General features: G+C 67.4%; 14 protein-coding genes. 7 read left to right on the top strand and 7 right to left on the bottom strand.

Going from position 1 to position 13,623, the window contains the following annotated elements; all coding sequences use genetic code 11:
* Positions 1 to 203: 203 nt before the first annotated feature.
* Positions 204 to 716, top strand: coding sequence for a GNAT family N-acetyltransferase (locus SMN802W_RS0107060; RefSeq protein ID WP_019516202.1), 513 nt, complete (start codon positions 204 to 206; stop codon positions 714 to 716).
* 9 nt (positions 717 to 725) lie between these two features.
* Here the strand turns inward: SMN802W_RS0107060 and SMN802W_RS0107055 are convergent, their stop codons facing one another.
* Together SMN802W_RS0107055 and SMN802W_RS0107050 are read right to left on the bottom strand one after the other, a co-directional pair.
* Positions 726 to 1,079 carry a hypothetical protein gene (locus SMN802W_RS0107055; RefSeq protein ID WP_037523586.1) on the bottom strand — a complete coding sequence of 118 codons (354 nt, stop codon included), beginning with the start codon at positions 1,077 to 1,079 and terminating at the stop codon, positions 726 to 728.
* An 85-nt stretch (positions 1,080 to 1,164) separates the two neighbouring features.
* Complete coding sequence (locus SMN802W_RS0107050) at positions 1,165 to 1,401, bottom strand: hypothetical protein (protein WP_156818770.1); 237 nt, start codon at positions 1,399 to 1,401, stop codon at positions 1,165 to 1,167.
* A gap of 190 nt (positions 1,402 to 1,591) precedes the next feature.
* Here SMN802W_RS0107050 and SMN802W_RS0107045 point away from each other — a divergent pair, with 190 nt between their 5' ends.
* Positions 1,592 to 2,611: an LLM class flavin-dependent oxidoreductase gene (locus SMN802W_RS0107045; protein ID WP_019516199.1), complete on the top strand. Its 1,020-nt coding sequence runs from the start codon at positions 1,592 to 1,594 to the stop codon at positions 2,609 to 2,611.
* Here the strand turns inward: SMN802W_RS0107045 and SMN802W_RS18825 are convergent, their stop codons facing one another.
* Positions 2,612 to 2,746, bottom strand: a complete 135-nt coding sequence (locus tag SMN802W_RS18825) for a hypothetical protein (protein ID WP_019516198.1) — start codon at positions 2,744 to 2,746, stop codon at positions 2,612 to 2,614.
* A 117-nt stretch (positions 2,747 to 2,863) separates the two neighbouring features.
* Between SMN802W_RS18825 and SMN802W_RS0107035 the strand changes: the two genes are divergently transcribed.
* Positions 2,864 to 3,967, top strand: coding sequence for a spore photoproduct lyase family protein (locus tag SMN802W_RS0107035; protein ID WP_026325856.1), 1,104 nt, complete (start codon positions 2,864 to 2,866; stop codon positions 3,965 to 3,967).
* Positions 3,968 to 4,181: 214 nt separating this feature from the next.
* Here SMN802W_RS0107035 and SMN802W_RS0107030 read toward each other — a convergent pair whose 3' ends face one another.
* From SMN802W_RS0107030 to SMN802W_RS18195, 4 genes are all read right to left on the bottom strand, one after another.
* Positions 4,182 to 4,523: an SWIB/MDM2 domain-containing protein gene (locus SMN802W_RS0107030; RefSeq protein WP_019516196.1), complete on the bottom strand. Its 342-nt coding sequence runs from the start codon at positions 4,521 to 4,523 to the stop codon at positions 4,182 to 4,184.
* A 181-nt stretch (positions 4,524 to 4,704) separates the two neighbouring features.
* The gene (locus SMN802W_RS0107025; protein WP_238560128.1) at positions 4,705 to 5,073 is read right to left on the bottom strand and encodes a reverse transcriptase-like protein; all 369 of its coding nucleotides are present in this window, start codon (positions 5,071 to 5,073) and stop codon (positions 4,705 to 4,707) included.
* Complete coding sequence (locus SMN802W_RS18200; protein WP_019516194.1) at positions 5,070 to 5,609, bottom strand: pseudouridine synthase; 540 nt, start codon at positions 5,607 to 5,609, stop codon at positions 5,070 to 5,072. Before SMN802W_RS18200 ends, SMN802W_RS0107025 begins: the two co-directional genes overlap by 4 nt.
* Positions 5,606 to 7,261, bottom strand: coding sequence for an NAD(P)/FAD-dependent oxidoreductase (locus SMN802W_RS18195; protein ID WP_019516193.1), 1,656 nt, complete (start codon positions 7,259 to 7,261; stop codon positions 5,606 to 5,608). The genes SMN802W_RS18200 and SMN802W_RS18195 overlap by 4 nt, the downstream gene beginning before the upstream one ends.
* A 131-nt stretch (positions 7,262 to 7,392) precedes the next feature.
* Between SMN802W_RS18195 and SMN802W_RS0107010 the strand changes: the two genes are divergently transcribed.
* From SMN802W_RS0107010 to SMN802W_RS0106995, 4 genes are read left to right on the top strand one after another with little or no spacing between them, the layout of a single operon-like run.
* The gene (locus SMN802W_RS0107010) at positions 7,393 to 10,995 is read left to right on the top strand and encodes a hydantoinase B/oxoprolinase family protein (RefSeq protein ID WP_019516192.1); all 3,603 of its coding nucleotides are present in this window, start codon (positions 7,393 to 7,395) and stop codon (positions 10,993 to 10,995) included.
* The gene (locus SMN802W_RS0107005) at positions 10,995 to 11,663 is read left to right on the top strand and encodes a DUF969 domain-containing protein (protein ID WP_019516191.1); all 669 of its coding nucleotides are present in this window, start codon (positions 10,995 to 10,997) and stop codon (positions 11,661 to 11,663) included. The genes SMN802W_RS0107010 and SMN802W_RS0107005 overlap by 1 nt, the downstream gene beginning before the upstream one ends.
* Positions 11,660 to 12,583: a DUF979 domain-containing protein gene (locus tag SMN802W_RS0107000; protein ID WP_019516190.1), complete on the top strand. Its 924-nt coding sequence runs from the start codon at positions 11,660 to 11,662 to the stop codon at positions 12,581 to 12,583. The genes SMN802W_RS0107005 and SMN802W_RS0107000 overlap by 4 nt, the downstream gene beginning before the upstream one ends.
* Positions 12,580 to 13,572, top strand: coding sequence for a DUF2891 domain-containing protein (locus tag SMN802W_RS0106995; protein WP_026325855.1), 993 nt, complete (start codon positions 12,580 to 12,582; stop codon positions 13,570 to 13,572). The genes SMN802W_RS0107000 and SMN802W_RS0106995 overlap by 4 nt, the downstream gene beginning before the upstream one ends.
* The last annotated feature ends 51 nt before the right edge of the window (positions 13,573 to 13,623 follow it).

Raw genomic sequence — 13,623 nt, 5'->3', positions numbered from 1 at the left:
ACGGGTCTGCCGCCTCGACGGATGAGCAATAGGGATGGTGCACGCGCGTTCCTTGGTATCGTTCGCACGCTAGAATGTTTGTCACCTGTGTTAGTTCGCCTGGCGTTCGCGAAAGCCATTGCACAAGCGCGCGGAGCGGAAGGCAAGCTTGGCCGTTCCTCCGCTGAGCCGCACCGCAGACGGCTTGGACAAGGAGACGGACGATGGACTGGGACGAAACCGAGACGCTGGTGACGCGCACCGGCTTTCGCTTCTTCCTACGCCCGGTCACGCATCGCGACGAAGAGACGTTGGCGGCCTTGTTCCGGCAGGTGTCGGCGGAGGATCTGCGTTTCCGCTTCCTGTCGGGTGAGCGCGGATCGAGCGAGGAACGCTTCACCGAATTGCTGTCCGATCCCGCCGCGCGTGCGACCAGCTTTCTCGCTTTCGACGAGCGCCGCGACGTGATCGCCTCGGCCACGCTGCGCGGCGACACGGCAGGCGAGCATTGCGAGGTCGCGATCATGATCCGCGCAGGCTCAAAGGGGCGCGGGGTGGGTTGGACGCTGCTCGACTATCTCGTCGGTTACGCGATCAACGCAGGCTATGCGACCATGCTGTCGATCGAGGATCGCGACAATCACGAATCGATCATGCTTCAGCGCCAGATGGGATTCGCGACCGAGCCGGTCGATGACGAGCCGACGTTGGTCCGCGTGCGGCGGCGGCTGCGCTGAGGATCGGGACTATAGACCGAGCGCGTAGGTGATGACGAAACACGCCGCGGTCAGCAGCAGCATCGCGGTGATGAAGGTCGCGTCGGCGACACGCTCCATTGCGTGCAGCCGGCGATGGTCGAGGCTGCGCAGCGACATATAGGACGCCAGTGTCGCGACGAGGAACAGCAGCGCATCGATCGCGAGCAGATCGTCGGCGATGCCTGCGCGTCGCCCGATCGCGATCGACAGGTGGAGCAATCCGATACCGGTCAGACAGACCCCGACCATCGCCGAGGCGATCGGACAGATCAGCCGGCAGATGCGCTCATCCAGCTGGCGGCGACGCTGCTGCTCGGTAGGGCTGGCGAGGGGGCGTTCCATCGCGATCGTCCATGAGGCCACGGCCGTGACGCGTCGCTGACGCCCACGTGACCGATCGCTCATCAACGCAAGCGTGCGTTTGTTCTCAGGACTTTCGCACGGAACGGTCGCGCAGCACCGCTAGCCGGTCGCGCATCCATTCGCGCTTGAAGCGCGTGTAGTTTGTTTCGCCCTGATGGATGTCGCGATCCTCTATCCATAACTGCAGCTCGACCAGGGCGTCGCGCTCGTCGGGGTCAAGCCCGCTCGCATCGGGTACGCCGGCGCTGAGGTCGGACGCCTCGACATCGCCGCCCTCGGCGACGCGCAGCAGCGTCGACATCAGAAAGGCGCGCTGGTTGGTCACGCGCGCATGTTGAGCAAGCAGGAGTGCGCGGCAACCGCGCATGCTTACACTTTGACGCGGAATGGCTGGGGCGCGGAATCGCTGGGGCGCGCACTGGCTGGACGCGAAACGGTGCGGTTCCGCGCACGCTCTTGTCGCGCCAGCACCGCGCCGCCAATTCAGGTGCATGAAGAAAATCGGTTTTCTGTCGTTCGGCCACTGGTCTTCGTCCGCGCAATCGGCGACGCGCTCGGCGGGTGACGTCCTGCTGCAATCGATCGACCTTGCGGTCGCGGCGGAGCAGCTCGGGGCGGACGGCGCCTATTTCCGCGTGCACCATTTCGCACAACAGCTCGCCTCACCCTTTCCGCTGCTCGCCGCGGTTGGCGCGAAGACGAGCCGGATCGAGGTCGGCACCGGCGTGATCGACATGCGCTACGAGAACCCGTTCTACATGGCGGAGGATGCGGGTTCTGCCGACCTGATCGGCGGCGGGCGGCTGCAACTGGGGCTTAGCCGCGGCTCGCCCGAGCAGGTGATCGATGGCTGGCGTCATTTCGGCTACATGCCGGCTGAGGGGCAAAGCGACGCCGACATGGGACGGCGCCATGCCGAGGTGTTCCTCGAATTGTTGAAGGGCGAGGGCTTCGCACGCCCTAACCCGCGCCCGATGTTTCCCAACCCACCCGGCTTGCTGCGACTGGAGCCGCATTCGCCGGGTTTGCGCGACCGCATCTGGTGGGGATCGGGTGCGAATGCGACCGCGATCTGGGCCGCACAGATGGGCATGAACCTGCAAAGCTCGACGCTGAAGGCGGACGAGTCCGGCGAGCCGTTTCACGTCCAGCAGGCGAAACAGATCCGTCTCTACCGCGACGCTTGGGCGACGGCCGGGCACCAGCGGCAGTCGCGCGTGTCGGTGTCGCGATCGATCTTTGCGATCACCAACGACCTCGACCGCGCCTATTTCGGACGCGATGGCGAGGGTGGCGATCAGGTCGGGATCATCGACAATATGCGCGCGGTGTTCGGCCGCTCCTACGCGGCAGAGCCCGATCGCCTGATCGAGCAGCTACGCGGCGACGAGGCGATCGCGGAAGCCGACACGCTGCTGCTGACGGTGCCCAACCAGCTCGGTGTCGATTACAATGCGCATGTGATCGAGAGCATCCTGACGCATGTCGCACCCGCACTCGGCTGGCGCTGATCAGCCGATGACGTTGCCCGCGATCAACAGCATCGTCAGCGTCGCGACCAACAGGAAGCCGAGGTAATATAGCCCATAGCTGATCGGCACCTCCGATTGCTCGTGGAATGCGTCTTCCTCGACGTGCTCGCTCATGTGTCCCGCTCCTTGATGCGCGCTTGATCGTCTAACCACGGAGGCGAGCGGATCGATCCCGTCTTGTCGCATCGACGTGCGCCGGGACACCGGCGAGCATCCGCTCGTTGATCAGCGATGGCGACAACGGCACCGGTAGATCAACGAGAGCCTGGCGAGCGGGCGATGCGTGCGTGGCGGCCCAGGCGCGTGTTGGTGACGCGATCGGCGATGACCTTCGCACACGGCCGTGACATCGCGGCGCGCGCGGCGGCGCAGGGGATCGAGGTGGCGGAGCTTTCGGGCGACCGGCTGAACCTCGCCTTCTCCGACGATCCGCGCCGTGCCTATGCCGAGGCGAAGAATACGCTCGCCGTCACTGTCGCGCCGCCGTCCAAGCGGCGGTTGCAACCGATCGCACCGAGCGCCGACTGGCGTGTCGACCTGGCGGAGGGTTGCCCGGCGCATTGCAGTTACTGCTATCTCGCCGGTTCGCTGAAAGGTCCGCCGATCACGCGGGTGTACGCCAATCTCGATGAGATATTGGGCGTTTTGCCCGATTATCTGGGGCAGGGCACGATCACCTCACGCTCGGACACGCGCGCGCACGAGGGCACGACGTTCGAGGCGTCATGCTACACCGATCCGCTCGCACTAGAGCCGCTGACGGGGTCGCTGTCCGCCACGATCGCGTGGTTCGGCCGCTGGCAGGCCGATGCGCAGTTGCGCTTCACCACCAAGTTCGCCGATGTCGCCCCGCTGCTCGCGCTCGATCACGGTGGGCGGACGCGAATGCGCGCCTCGCTCAACCCGCCCGCGTTCGCACGGTTCGAGGGCGGCACCGCGCGCGTCCATGACCGGCTGGCGGCACTCGCGCGGATGGCGGCGGCGGGCTACCCGGTCGGGCTGACGATCGCGCCGATCATCGCGGCGGTCGGGTGGGAGGAGGCATACGGCGCGCTGATCGACGATGCCGCCGCGGCCCTCGCTGGATTGCCGGAGCTCGATCTGACCGTGGAGCTCATCACCCACCGCTTCAACACCGGATCAAAGGCAGTGCTCGACAGCTGGTATCCGGGTTCTGCGCTCGACATGACCGCGACCAACCGCGTGACGAAGCGAACCAAGTTCGGGGCGGAAAAACAGGTATACGATGCCGCAACGATGCGGTTGCTCCGCAGCTTCTTCGAACGCGCGATCACCGAAGCGTTGCCGGCGGCAAGGATCCTCTACTGGACCTGATTGATCGTGCCAGCGCGCGATGAGAACCGCACCCAATCAATCACATCATTGTCAGCGCAACAGGCCCGGTGGAATAGATCAGCAGGGTAGGAGGTCGTCGCAGCGCCATCACTACGTTGCCGTTGGCACCTGACACAAAACGACCGACCGTCACGCCTGCAGGGGCGCTGACGGTCGGCCGCATGGATCGTTCGCGCGATGATGCGCGGCGCGATCAGGCTTTCTTGGCGGTCAAATGCGCGCTCAGGAACTTGTTCATCTCGAACATGCTGCACGATTTCTTGCCAAAGATCTTCTCGAGCTTGTCGTCGGCGTTGATCTGACGACGGTCCTTGGCGTCCTGCAGGTCATGCTTCTTGATATATTCCCACACCTTGCTGACGACCTCGCTGCGCGGCAGGTCCTTCTTGCCGACGATCTCCGCCAGATCATCCGAAGGGGTGACTGGGGCGGTAATGCCGCCGCGGGCGCCGCTGGCGGGCTTGCCGGTCGCCTTGACCTTCTTTTCCGCGGCTGCGGTCTCGTCCTTGCCGCGCTTCTCTGCCGAACGTGCCATTGTCTACTCCCTTTGAGCCTGCGGCGCCCGGCATGGGCGCGCCGCCGTTAAATCCTGTCGTCGTGGCAAGCGTGAGAAACGCTGCCGTAATGACATGTCGTCGTACCGTTTGCCGAGCAGGTCAACATCCAGCGTAGACGCGTGTTCCGCTTTTCGCGCGATCACGCCGTCGGAAAGATGACTAACGCACGTGCCCGGCGGCGAGCGCGTGTCCGGCAAGGTTCTGAGAACGCCGAATATGTCGCACGCGCATCGCTCCATGAGCACCCCTCAACTCATCGAATGTCGCCATGTGCTCGCGATGTGTCGCAGACGCCCTGACGCGCGCGTTCGCCTGCGCGACGACTGCCGCGGCGTCGCCCAGCAGGACAACAGGCCCGAGTCCCCGTGCTACGACCAGTCGCGCCGCCGCGATCAGCGCGCGCCATTCGGCCTCCATGCTGGTGCCAGCGCCAAGGTCGCGCGCGACGGACGCTTCGCCGGCGATCACCACAGCAGTCTCCATGCCGGCGGGCAGCGGGCGGAGGCCGCCATCGAAGAAGACCTTCACACCCGTCGCCACATGCCCGGCGCGATGCCGTCCATATTCCAGTCGCCGATCTGCCAGCGCACCAGCCGGAGCGTCGGCAGGCCGACCGCCGCGGTCATGCGCCGCACCTGACGGTTGCGCCCTTCGCGGATCGTCAGCCGCAGCCAGTGATCGGGCACGCTGGCGCGGTAACGAACCGGCGGGTCGCGCGGCCACAGATCGGGCGGGTCGATCGCCTCCACCTCGGCGGGGCGGGTCGGCCCGTCATTGAGCAAAACGCCGCGGCGCAAGGCGGAAAGAGCGGGCTCGTCAGATGCCCCCTCGACCTGCACCAGATACGTCTTGGCGAGCTTGAACTTCGGATCGGCGATGCGCGCCTGCAACCGCCCGTCGTTGGTCAGCAGCAGCAGCCCCTCGCTGTCGCGGTCGAGCCGCCCGGCGGGGTAGACGCCGGGCACCGCGACGAAGTCGGATAAGGTCTGGCGCGGGGTCGGCGATTTCGCGTCGGTGAATTGGCTCAGCACACCGAACGGCTTGTTGAAGGCGATCAGCGTCACGCCGCGACGCGCACCGCAGCCTGCCTCGCACCCGTTCCGGCGCGCATCATGTCGAGCGCGACCGCTTCCGCCACCTTGATCCCATCGACCCCTGCCGACAGGATGCCGCCGGCATAGCCCGCGCCCTCGCCGGCTGGAAACAGCCCGGCGGTGTTGAGGCTTTGCAGGTCGTCGCCGCGCGTGAAGCGGACGGGGGAGGAGGTGCGTGTCTCGACCCCGGTCATCACCACGTCCGCGTGATCGTATCCCTTGATCTGGCGCCCGAATACCGGGATCGCCTCGCGCATCGCGGCGACCGCGAAATCGGGCAGGCATTGCGCAAGATCGGTCGGCGTCACGCCGGGCTTGTACGACGGCACGACCGAGCCGAGCGAGGTCGACGCGCGCCCCGCCAGAAAGTCGCCGACGCGCTGCGCGGGCGCGTGATAATTGCGGCCCCCCGCGACGAACGCCTGCTCCTCCAGCCGCCGCTGGAGCGCGATGCCCGCGAGCGGATCGCCGGGGAAGTCGCGCGCGGGATCGATCGCGACGACGAAACCCGAGTTCGCATTGCGCTCGTTGCGCGAATATTGGCTCATCCCGTTGGTCGCGACGCGGCCTTCCTCGCTGGTCGCCGCCACCACCGTGCCGCCCGGGCACATGCAGAAGCTGTAAACGGTGCGCCCGTTCGAGCAGTGATGCGAGATATGGTATTCCGCCGCGCCGAGGATCGGGTTGCCCGCGTCGGCGCCGAAGCGCGCCTGGTCGATCCACGACTGCGGATGCTCGATCCTGACGCCGACCGAGAAGGGCTTGGCCTCTGCATGGACACCCGCGGCGGCGAGCATCTCGAACGTGTCGCGTGCGCTGTGGCCGATCGCCATCACGACATGGCTCGCCTCCAGATAGCCGCCGCCGGCCAGATGCAGCCCGCGCACGCGGCGCTCGCCGCGCGCATCGCGCTCGACGTGCAACCCGTCGACGCGGGTCGAGAAGCGATATTCGCCGCCAAGCTGCTCGATCTTGGCGCGCATGCTTTCCACCATCGTGACGAGGCGGAAGGTGCCGATATGCGGATGCGCCTCGGTCAGGATCTCCTCAGGCGCACCCGCCGCGACGAACTCGGTCAGCACCTTGCGCGCCAGGTGCCGCGGGTCCTTGATCCGGCTGTAGAGCTTGCCATCGGAGAAGGTGCCGGCACCGCCCTCGCCATATTGGACGTTCGATTCAGGGTTCAGCACGCTGCGCCGCCACAGCCCCCAGGTATCCTTGGTCCGCTCGCGCACCACCTTGCCGCGTTCCAGCACGATCGGGCGGAAACCCTGCTCGGCGAGGATCAGCGCTGCGAACAGCCCGCACGGCCCCGCGCCGACGACGACGGGGCGCATCGCATCGGCGGGTGCGGACGCGACCGGCTTGTAGCGCTGGTCCGGGGTGAGGCCGACATCGCGGTCGCGGCGCAGCTTCGCCAGTACCGTTGCCTCGTTCTTCACCGCGACGTCGAGCGTGTAGACCAGCGCGATGTTGCTGCGGTCGCGTGCATCGTGCCCGCGCCGCGCAACCGAGAAGCGGATCAGGTCGCGCGGGGTGATCTTCAGCCGTTTCAGGATCGCGGCGGGCAGCGCCTCGTCGGCATGATGAAGCGGCAATTTCAAGTCGTTGACCCGAATCATGCACGCGCCCTTACCAGATCGGCGCGCGTGCGCGAAGCCGGTCGCAATCGGACAGGTGGGGGTCAGACAAGCGCGGCTGGACGGGCGCCCCCCGCGGCCGTTAGGACAGCGCGCGAGACGAAGGAGAAGCGATGCCGGGCGAGTGGCAATTCTGGATCGACCGCGGCGGCACCTTTACCGACGTCGTCGCGCGCGATCCCGCCGGCACGCTCACGACGGTCAAGCTGTTGTCCGAAGACTCCGGCCGCTACGACGATGCGGCGGTGCACGCGATCCGGCAATTGACCGGCGTGACGGAGGGCGACCTGCCCCCGGCCGACATAAGGCTTGGCACCACCGTCGCGACCAATGCGCTGCTCGAACGCAAGGGCGCGCCGACGTTGCTCGCGATCACGCGCGGCTTTCGCGATGCGCTGGTGATCGGCTATCAGGACCGACCCGATATCTTCGCGCGTCACATCCGTCGTGCCGATCCGCTCTACGCCCGCGTCGTCGAGGTGGACGAGCGCGTCGACGCCGATGGCGGAATCGTTCGTCCGCTCGACACTGAGGCCGCGCGGGCTGCGTTTCAGGCCGCGTACGACGACGGTCTGCGCGCGATCGCGATCGTGCTGGTCCACGGCTTTCGCTATCCCGCGCATGAACAGGCGCTGGCGACGATCGCCAGGGAGATCGGCTTCACGCAGGTGTCGGTCAGCCACCGGATCGCACCGCTGATCAGGCTCGTCGCGCGCGGCGACACCGCGTTGGTCGACGCCTATCTTTCGCCCGTGCTCGGAGCCTATGTCGCAGCGTTCGACCGTGCGCTCGGCGGCGGACAGCGGCCATTGTTCATGCAGTCGAGCGGCGGGTTGATCGACGGTGCGGCGTTCAGCGGCAAGGACGCGCTGCTCTCGGGGCCCGCGGGCGGGATCGTCGCCATGGCGCGGACGGCGGAGGCGGCGGGGTTCAGCCATGTCATCGGCTTCGACATGGGCGGCACCTCGACCGACGTGTCGCTCTATGCCGGGCGCTACGAACGCCGCAACGATGCGGTGATCGCAGGATCGCGCGTCGCCGCGCCGACGATGCGGATCGACACAGTCGCGGCGGGCGGCGGCTCGATCTGCCGCATGGTGGGCGGGCGGCTCGTGGTGGGACCTGAGTCTGCCGGAGCCGTGCCGGGTCCGGCGTGCTATCGGCGCGGCGGGCCGCTAACGGTGACCGATTGCAATTTGATCCTCGGCAAGATCCAGCCCGCGCATTTCCCCAGCCTGTTCGGTCCCGCAGGCGACCAGCCGCTCGATGCGGATGCGTCGCAGGCGCGGCTCGACGCATTGCTCGATGAGGTCGAGGCGGTGAGCGGCACGCGTCCGGCGCGCGAGGCGGCGGCGGAAGGGCTCGTCGCGATCGCCGTCGCCAACATGGCCAAGGCGATCAAGGCGATCTCGGTCGCGCGCGGGCACGATCCGGCCGATTATGTGCTAGCCTGCTTCGGCGGTGCGGGCGGACAGCACGCCTGCCTCGTCGCCGATGCGCTCGGCATGGAGCGCGTGATGATCCACCCACTCGCCGGCGTGCTGTCGGCCTACGGCATGGGGCTCGCCGACCGCCGCGTGCTGCGCGAGACGACGCTGTCGGTGCCGCTAGGCGATCGCGCCGCGCTAAATGCCGCGATCGCGCGGTTGCAGGCGGACGCGCGCGCCGCGCTGGTCGCGCAGAGGATCGATCCGCGTGCGATCCGCTTCGACACGCGTGTCGAGCTGCGCCACGCCGGCGCCGATTACGGCATCGAGGTCGCTGTCGCCGACAACGCCGCGATGGCAGCCGATTTCCAGGCCCAGCACCGCCGTCAATTCGGCTACACGCGCAAGGGCGATCTGATCGCCGAACTCCTCCGCGTCGAGGGCATCTCCGACAGCGACACGCGCGCCGATGATGTGGCGACCCTGCCGATGGAGAGCGCGCCCGCGATCGCGCAGGTCGCGGTTCACCTCGCGGGGCGGATGCGTGCGACCCCGCTCCACGATCGTGTCGCGCTCGCTGTGGGTGCAGCGATTGCCGGCCCCGCGCTGATCGTCGATGCGGTCTCGACGACGGTGGTCGAACCCGGCTGGACTGCACGCGTCGATGCACTCGGCAACCTGATCCTGACCCGTCACGCGCCGTGCGTCGACGCCCAGACCGACGAGTCGGTTGACCCGCTCCGCCTCGAGATCTTCGCCGGGCTGTTCATGGGGCTGGCCGAGGAGATGGGCGCGGCGCTCCAGCGCAGCGCGTCTTCGGTCAATATCCGGGAGCGGCTCGATTTCTCCTGCGCGATCTTCGACGGAAGCGGTAACCTCGTCGCCAATGCGCCGCACATTCCGGTGCACCTCGGCTCGATGGGGGAAAGCATCCGCACGATCATCGCACGGCGGTCGGCGAAGGCGGACGGGCGGGGGATGCGCACGGGTGACGTCTACGCGCTCAACGCGCCCTACCAGGGCGGCACGCATCTGCCCGACATCACCGTCATCATGCCGGTGTTCGCGGGTAACGGAGCCGCACCGGCCTTCTTCGTCGCCGCCCGCGGGCACCATGCCGATGTCGGCGGGACCAGCCCCGGCTCGATGCCCGCCAACAGTACCAGCATCGACGAGGAGGGGGTGATCCTCGACAATGTCCTGCTGGTCGAGGACGGCGCGATGCGCAGCGACGACCTGCGCGCGCTGCTGTCGTCGGGGCCGTGGCCTTCGCGCAACGTCGATCAGAACCTGGCCGATCTGGCCGCGCAGGTCGCGGCATGCGCACGCGGTGTCGACGGGCTTGCACGCATGGTCGAGCGTTACGGACTGTCGACGGTCGCCGCGTACATGGAGCATCTGCAGCGTCATGCCGACGATGCGGTACGCGAACTGCTGCCGACGTTGCCCGATGGCGACTATGCCTACGAACTGGACAATGGTGCGGTCGTCCGCGTCGCCTTCCGCGTCGATCGGGAGGCGCGCACTGCCGCGGTCGATTTCACCGGCACCAGCGCGCAATTGCCAAGCAATTTCAACGCGCCTGTGTCGGTGGTGCGTGCAGCGGTGCTCTACGTCATGCGCACACTGATCGATGCTCCGATCCCGCTTAACGACGGCTTCCTGCGCTCGGTGGCGATCCACGTTCCCGAGGGATCGATGCTCAACCCGCAGTCCCCAGCCGCCGTCGTCGCTGGCAATGTCGAGACCAGCCAGGTCGTCACCGACGCGCTGCTCGGCGCGCTCGGCGCTCAGGCGGCATCGCAGGGAACGATGAACAACTTCACCTTCGGCGATGACGCCCATCAATATTACGAGACGATCGCCGGGGGAACCGGCGCGGGCGCGGACTTTCCGGGCACGGCCGTAGTGCAGAGCCACATGACCAACAGCCGCTTGACCGATCCGGAGGTACTGGAAACGCGCTTTCCCGTCCTGGTGGAGGAGTTCTCGATCCGGCATGGTTCAGGCGGTGCCGGTGCGCAGCCAGGTGGCGACGGCGCGACCCGCCGCATCCGCTTTCGTGCAAGCATGCGCGCCGCGATCCTCTCCAACCGGCGCCGCGTCGCACCGTTCGGGCTGGCTGGCGGTGAAGAAGGTGCGCCCGGCGCGAACAGCATCGAACGCGCGGACGGACGCGTCGAGCAGCTCGGCTCGACTGCCGCGATGCAGATGAACGACGGCGACGTGTTCGTGATCGAGACGCCGGGCGGCGGCGGATACGGCTACTCGCGCGAGGACGCGCGCTGATGCTGGTGCTTGCCGGCATTGCGGTGATCGCATTGGGTTTCCTGCTGCGCTTCAACCCAATGCTGGTCGTGGTCGTCTCCGCGCTGGTCACGGGGCTCGCTGCCGGGCTCGATCCGCTTCGTGTGCTCGCCACCTTCGGCAAGGCGTTCAACGACAGCCGCTACGTGTCGGCGATCTATATCGTGCTGCCCGTCATCGGCGTGCTGGAGCGTTACGGATTGCAGGCACGTGCCCGTGCGCTGATCGGGCGAATGCGCGGCGTGACCGCGGGGCGGCTGCTCGTCGGTTACCTGCTGTTCCGGCAATTGTTCGCCGCGCTCGGCCTGACATCGGTTGCGGGGCATCCACAGACGGTGCGGCCGCTCGTCGCGCCAATGGCGGAGGCGGCGGCCGAGGTGCAGGCAGGCGGCGCGGGCGACGCCGACCGCGTCAAGGCGATGGCGGCGGCGACCGACAACATCGGGCTGTTCTTCGGTGAGGACATCTTCCTCGCGATCGGATCGATCCTGCTGATGAAGGGCGTGCTGCAAGGGTACGGCATCGCGCTGGAACCGTTTCAGCTGTCGGTCTGGGCGATCCCCACCGCGCTGGCGGCGTTCGTGATCCACGGCGCACGGCTGCTGCTGCTCGACCGCCGTCTCGCGCGCTACCGGAACGCGGCGCGGTGATCGGCCTCAACATCGTCTATGCGGTCGCCGGTGCCGCCTTTGCCGGCTTTGCGCTACTCGCCGCCAGCGAGCGCCCGCGCCGGCCTGCCAACGCAACCTTTTACGCGTTGATCGCGACGAGTTTCTGGTTCGGCGACCGGCTCGGCGATGTCGGCAATGGCGTGCTCGTGCTCGCGCTCGTCGCGGTGGCGGCATCGGGGCGGATGACGCGCGGTCACGCGACGCGCGATCTGCCGCATCCGCGCGGGAACGCACTGTTCGTGCCCGCGCTGATGATCCCCGTCGCTGCGCTCGCCGGTACGATCATCTTCAAGCAGGTGCCGGCGTTGATCGACCCGAAGCAGGCGACGCTGGTCGCGCTGACCATCGGCGTGCTCGCCGCCATTGCCACCTGCGTCGTGTGGCTTCGCCCCGGTCTGTCCGCCCCGTTACGCGAAGGGCGCAGGCTGATGGACGACGTCGGCTGGGCGGCGGTGCTGCCGCAGATGCTGGCTAGCCTGGGCGCGGTGTTCGCCTTGTCGGGGGTAGGCGAGGTCGTCGGGCGCATCGCGGCCTATACGATCCCGGCCGATAGCCTGTTCGGCGCGGTCGCCGCCTATGGCATCGGCATGGCGTTGTTCACGATGGTGATGGGCAACGCATTCGCTGCGTTCCCGGTGATGGCGGCGGCGATCGGCGTGCCGATCCTCATGCACGGGTCAGGTGGGGGCGTGGGCGCCAACGCCGCGCCAGTCGCGGCGATCGGGATGCTCGCTGGCTTCTGCGGCACGTTGATGACGCCGATGGCGGCGAACTTCAATCTTGTCCCTGCCGCGCTGCTTGAGCTTCGTGACCGCAGCGGCGTGATCCGTGCACAGGTGCCGACCGCGCTGCCGCTGCTCGCGTTCAACATCTTGCTGCTCTACGCGGTGCTGCGATGATGCAGCTCGATGCCGCCCGTGCCGCGACCTTTGCCCGACTGACCCTCGGTCATGTGGGCCAGGAATATCCGCACAAGCTCGACCAGGTGCTGACCGGTGATGAAGACCTGCTGCCGCCGCGCGTGCTGCACCCGATCTTTCACGGCAGCTTCGACTGGCACAGCTGCGTCCACGGGTGGTGGCAGCTATTGACGCTGCTGCGGCTCCATCCGGAGATGGCCGAGGCGGCGGAGATCCGCAGCCGTGCCGACGCGATGTTCACGCCCGCACATGTCGCGGGTGAACTCGCATTCCTCGATCGACCTTACAGTGCGGGGTTTGAGCGGCCCTATGGCTGGGCGTGGCTGCTGGCGCTGCACGGCGAGGCGGTGCGGCATGACGCCGGCTGGGGTAATGCACTCGAACCACTGGCGCGCGCCTTTGCGGATCGTTTCGCCGCGTTCCTGCCCAAGCTGACCTATCCATTGCGGGTCGGCACGCACTTCAACACCGCCTTTGCGCTGACGCTCGCGCATGATTGGGCACGCCAGCACGACCAAGCGCTGGCTGCGCTGATCGGGCAGCGCGCGCGCGACTGGTTCGCGCGCGATCGCGCGTGTCAGGCGTGGGAGCCCGGCGGCGACGAGTTTCTCTCGCCTGCGCTTGGCGAGGCATTGCTGATGAGCCAGGTTCTGCCTGCCACCGCATTTCGCGACTGGTTCGACGCCTTCCTGCCCGATCTGACGCGTGGCGAGCCTGCGACGCTGTTCACGCCCGTGACCGTGTCCGATCGAAGCGATGGCAAGATCGCGCATCTCGATGGATTGAACCTCAGCCGCGCCTGGTGCTGGCGCGCGCTGGCGGCAGCGCTCGGCGACGACCATCCGGTCTCGGCCGCCGCCCGCGATGCGGCCGAGCGGCATCTCATAGCGAGCCTGCCGCATCTGGCGGATGATTACATGGGCACCCACTGGCTTGCGAGCTTCGCGCTGCTTGCGCTCACCGTCTGAGGTGTGGAACGATCTAAAGGCGGTGCGTTGATCGCCACCGATCCAAGCCTG

It is taken from the genome of Sphingomonas sp. Mn802worker (assembly GCF_000382485.1).
In the GTDB taxonomy this organism is placed as follows: Bacteria; Pseudomonadota; Alphaproteobacteria; order Sphingomonadales; family Sphingomonadaceae; genus Sphingomonas.
This window is presented reverse-complemented; position numbering and strand designations above follow the sequence as displayed.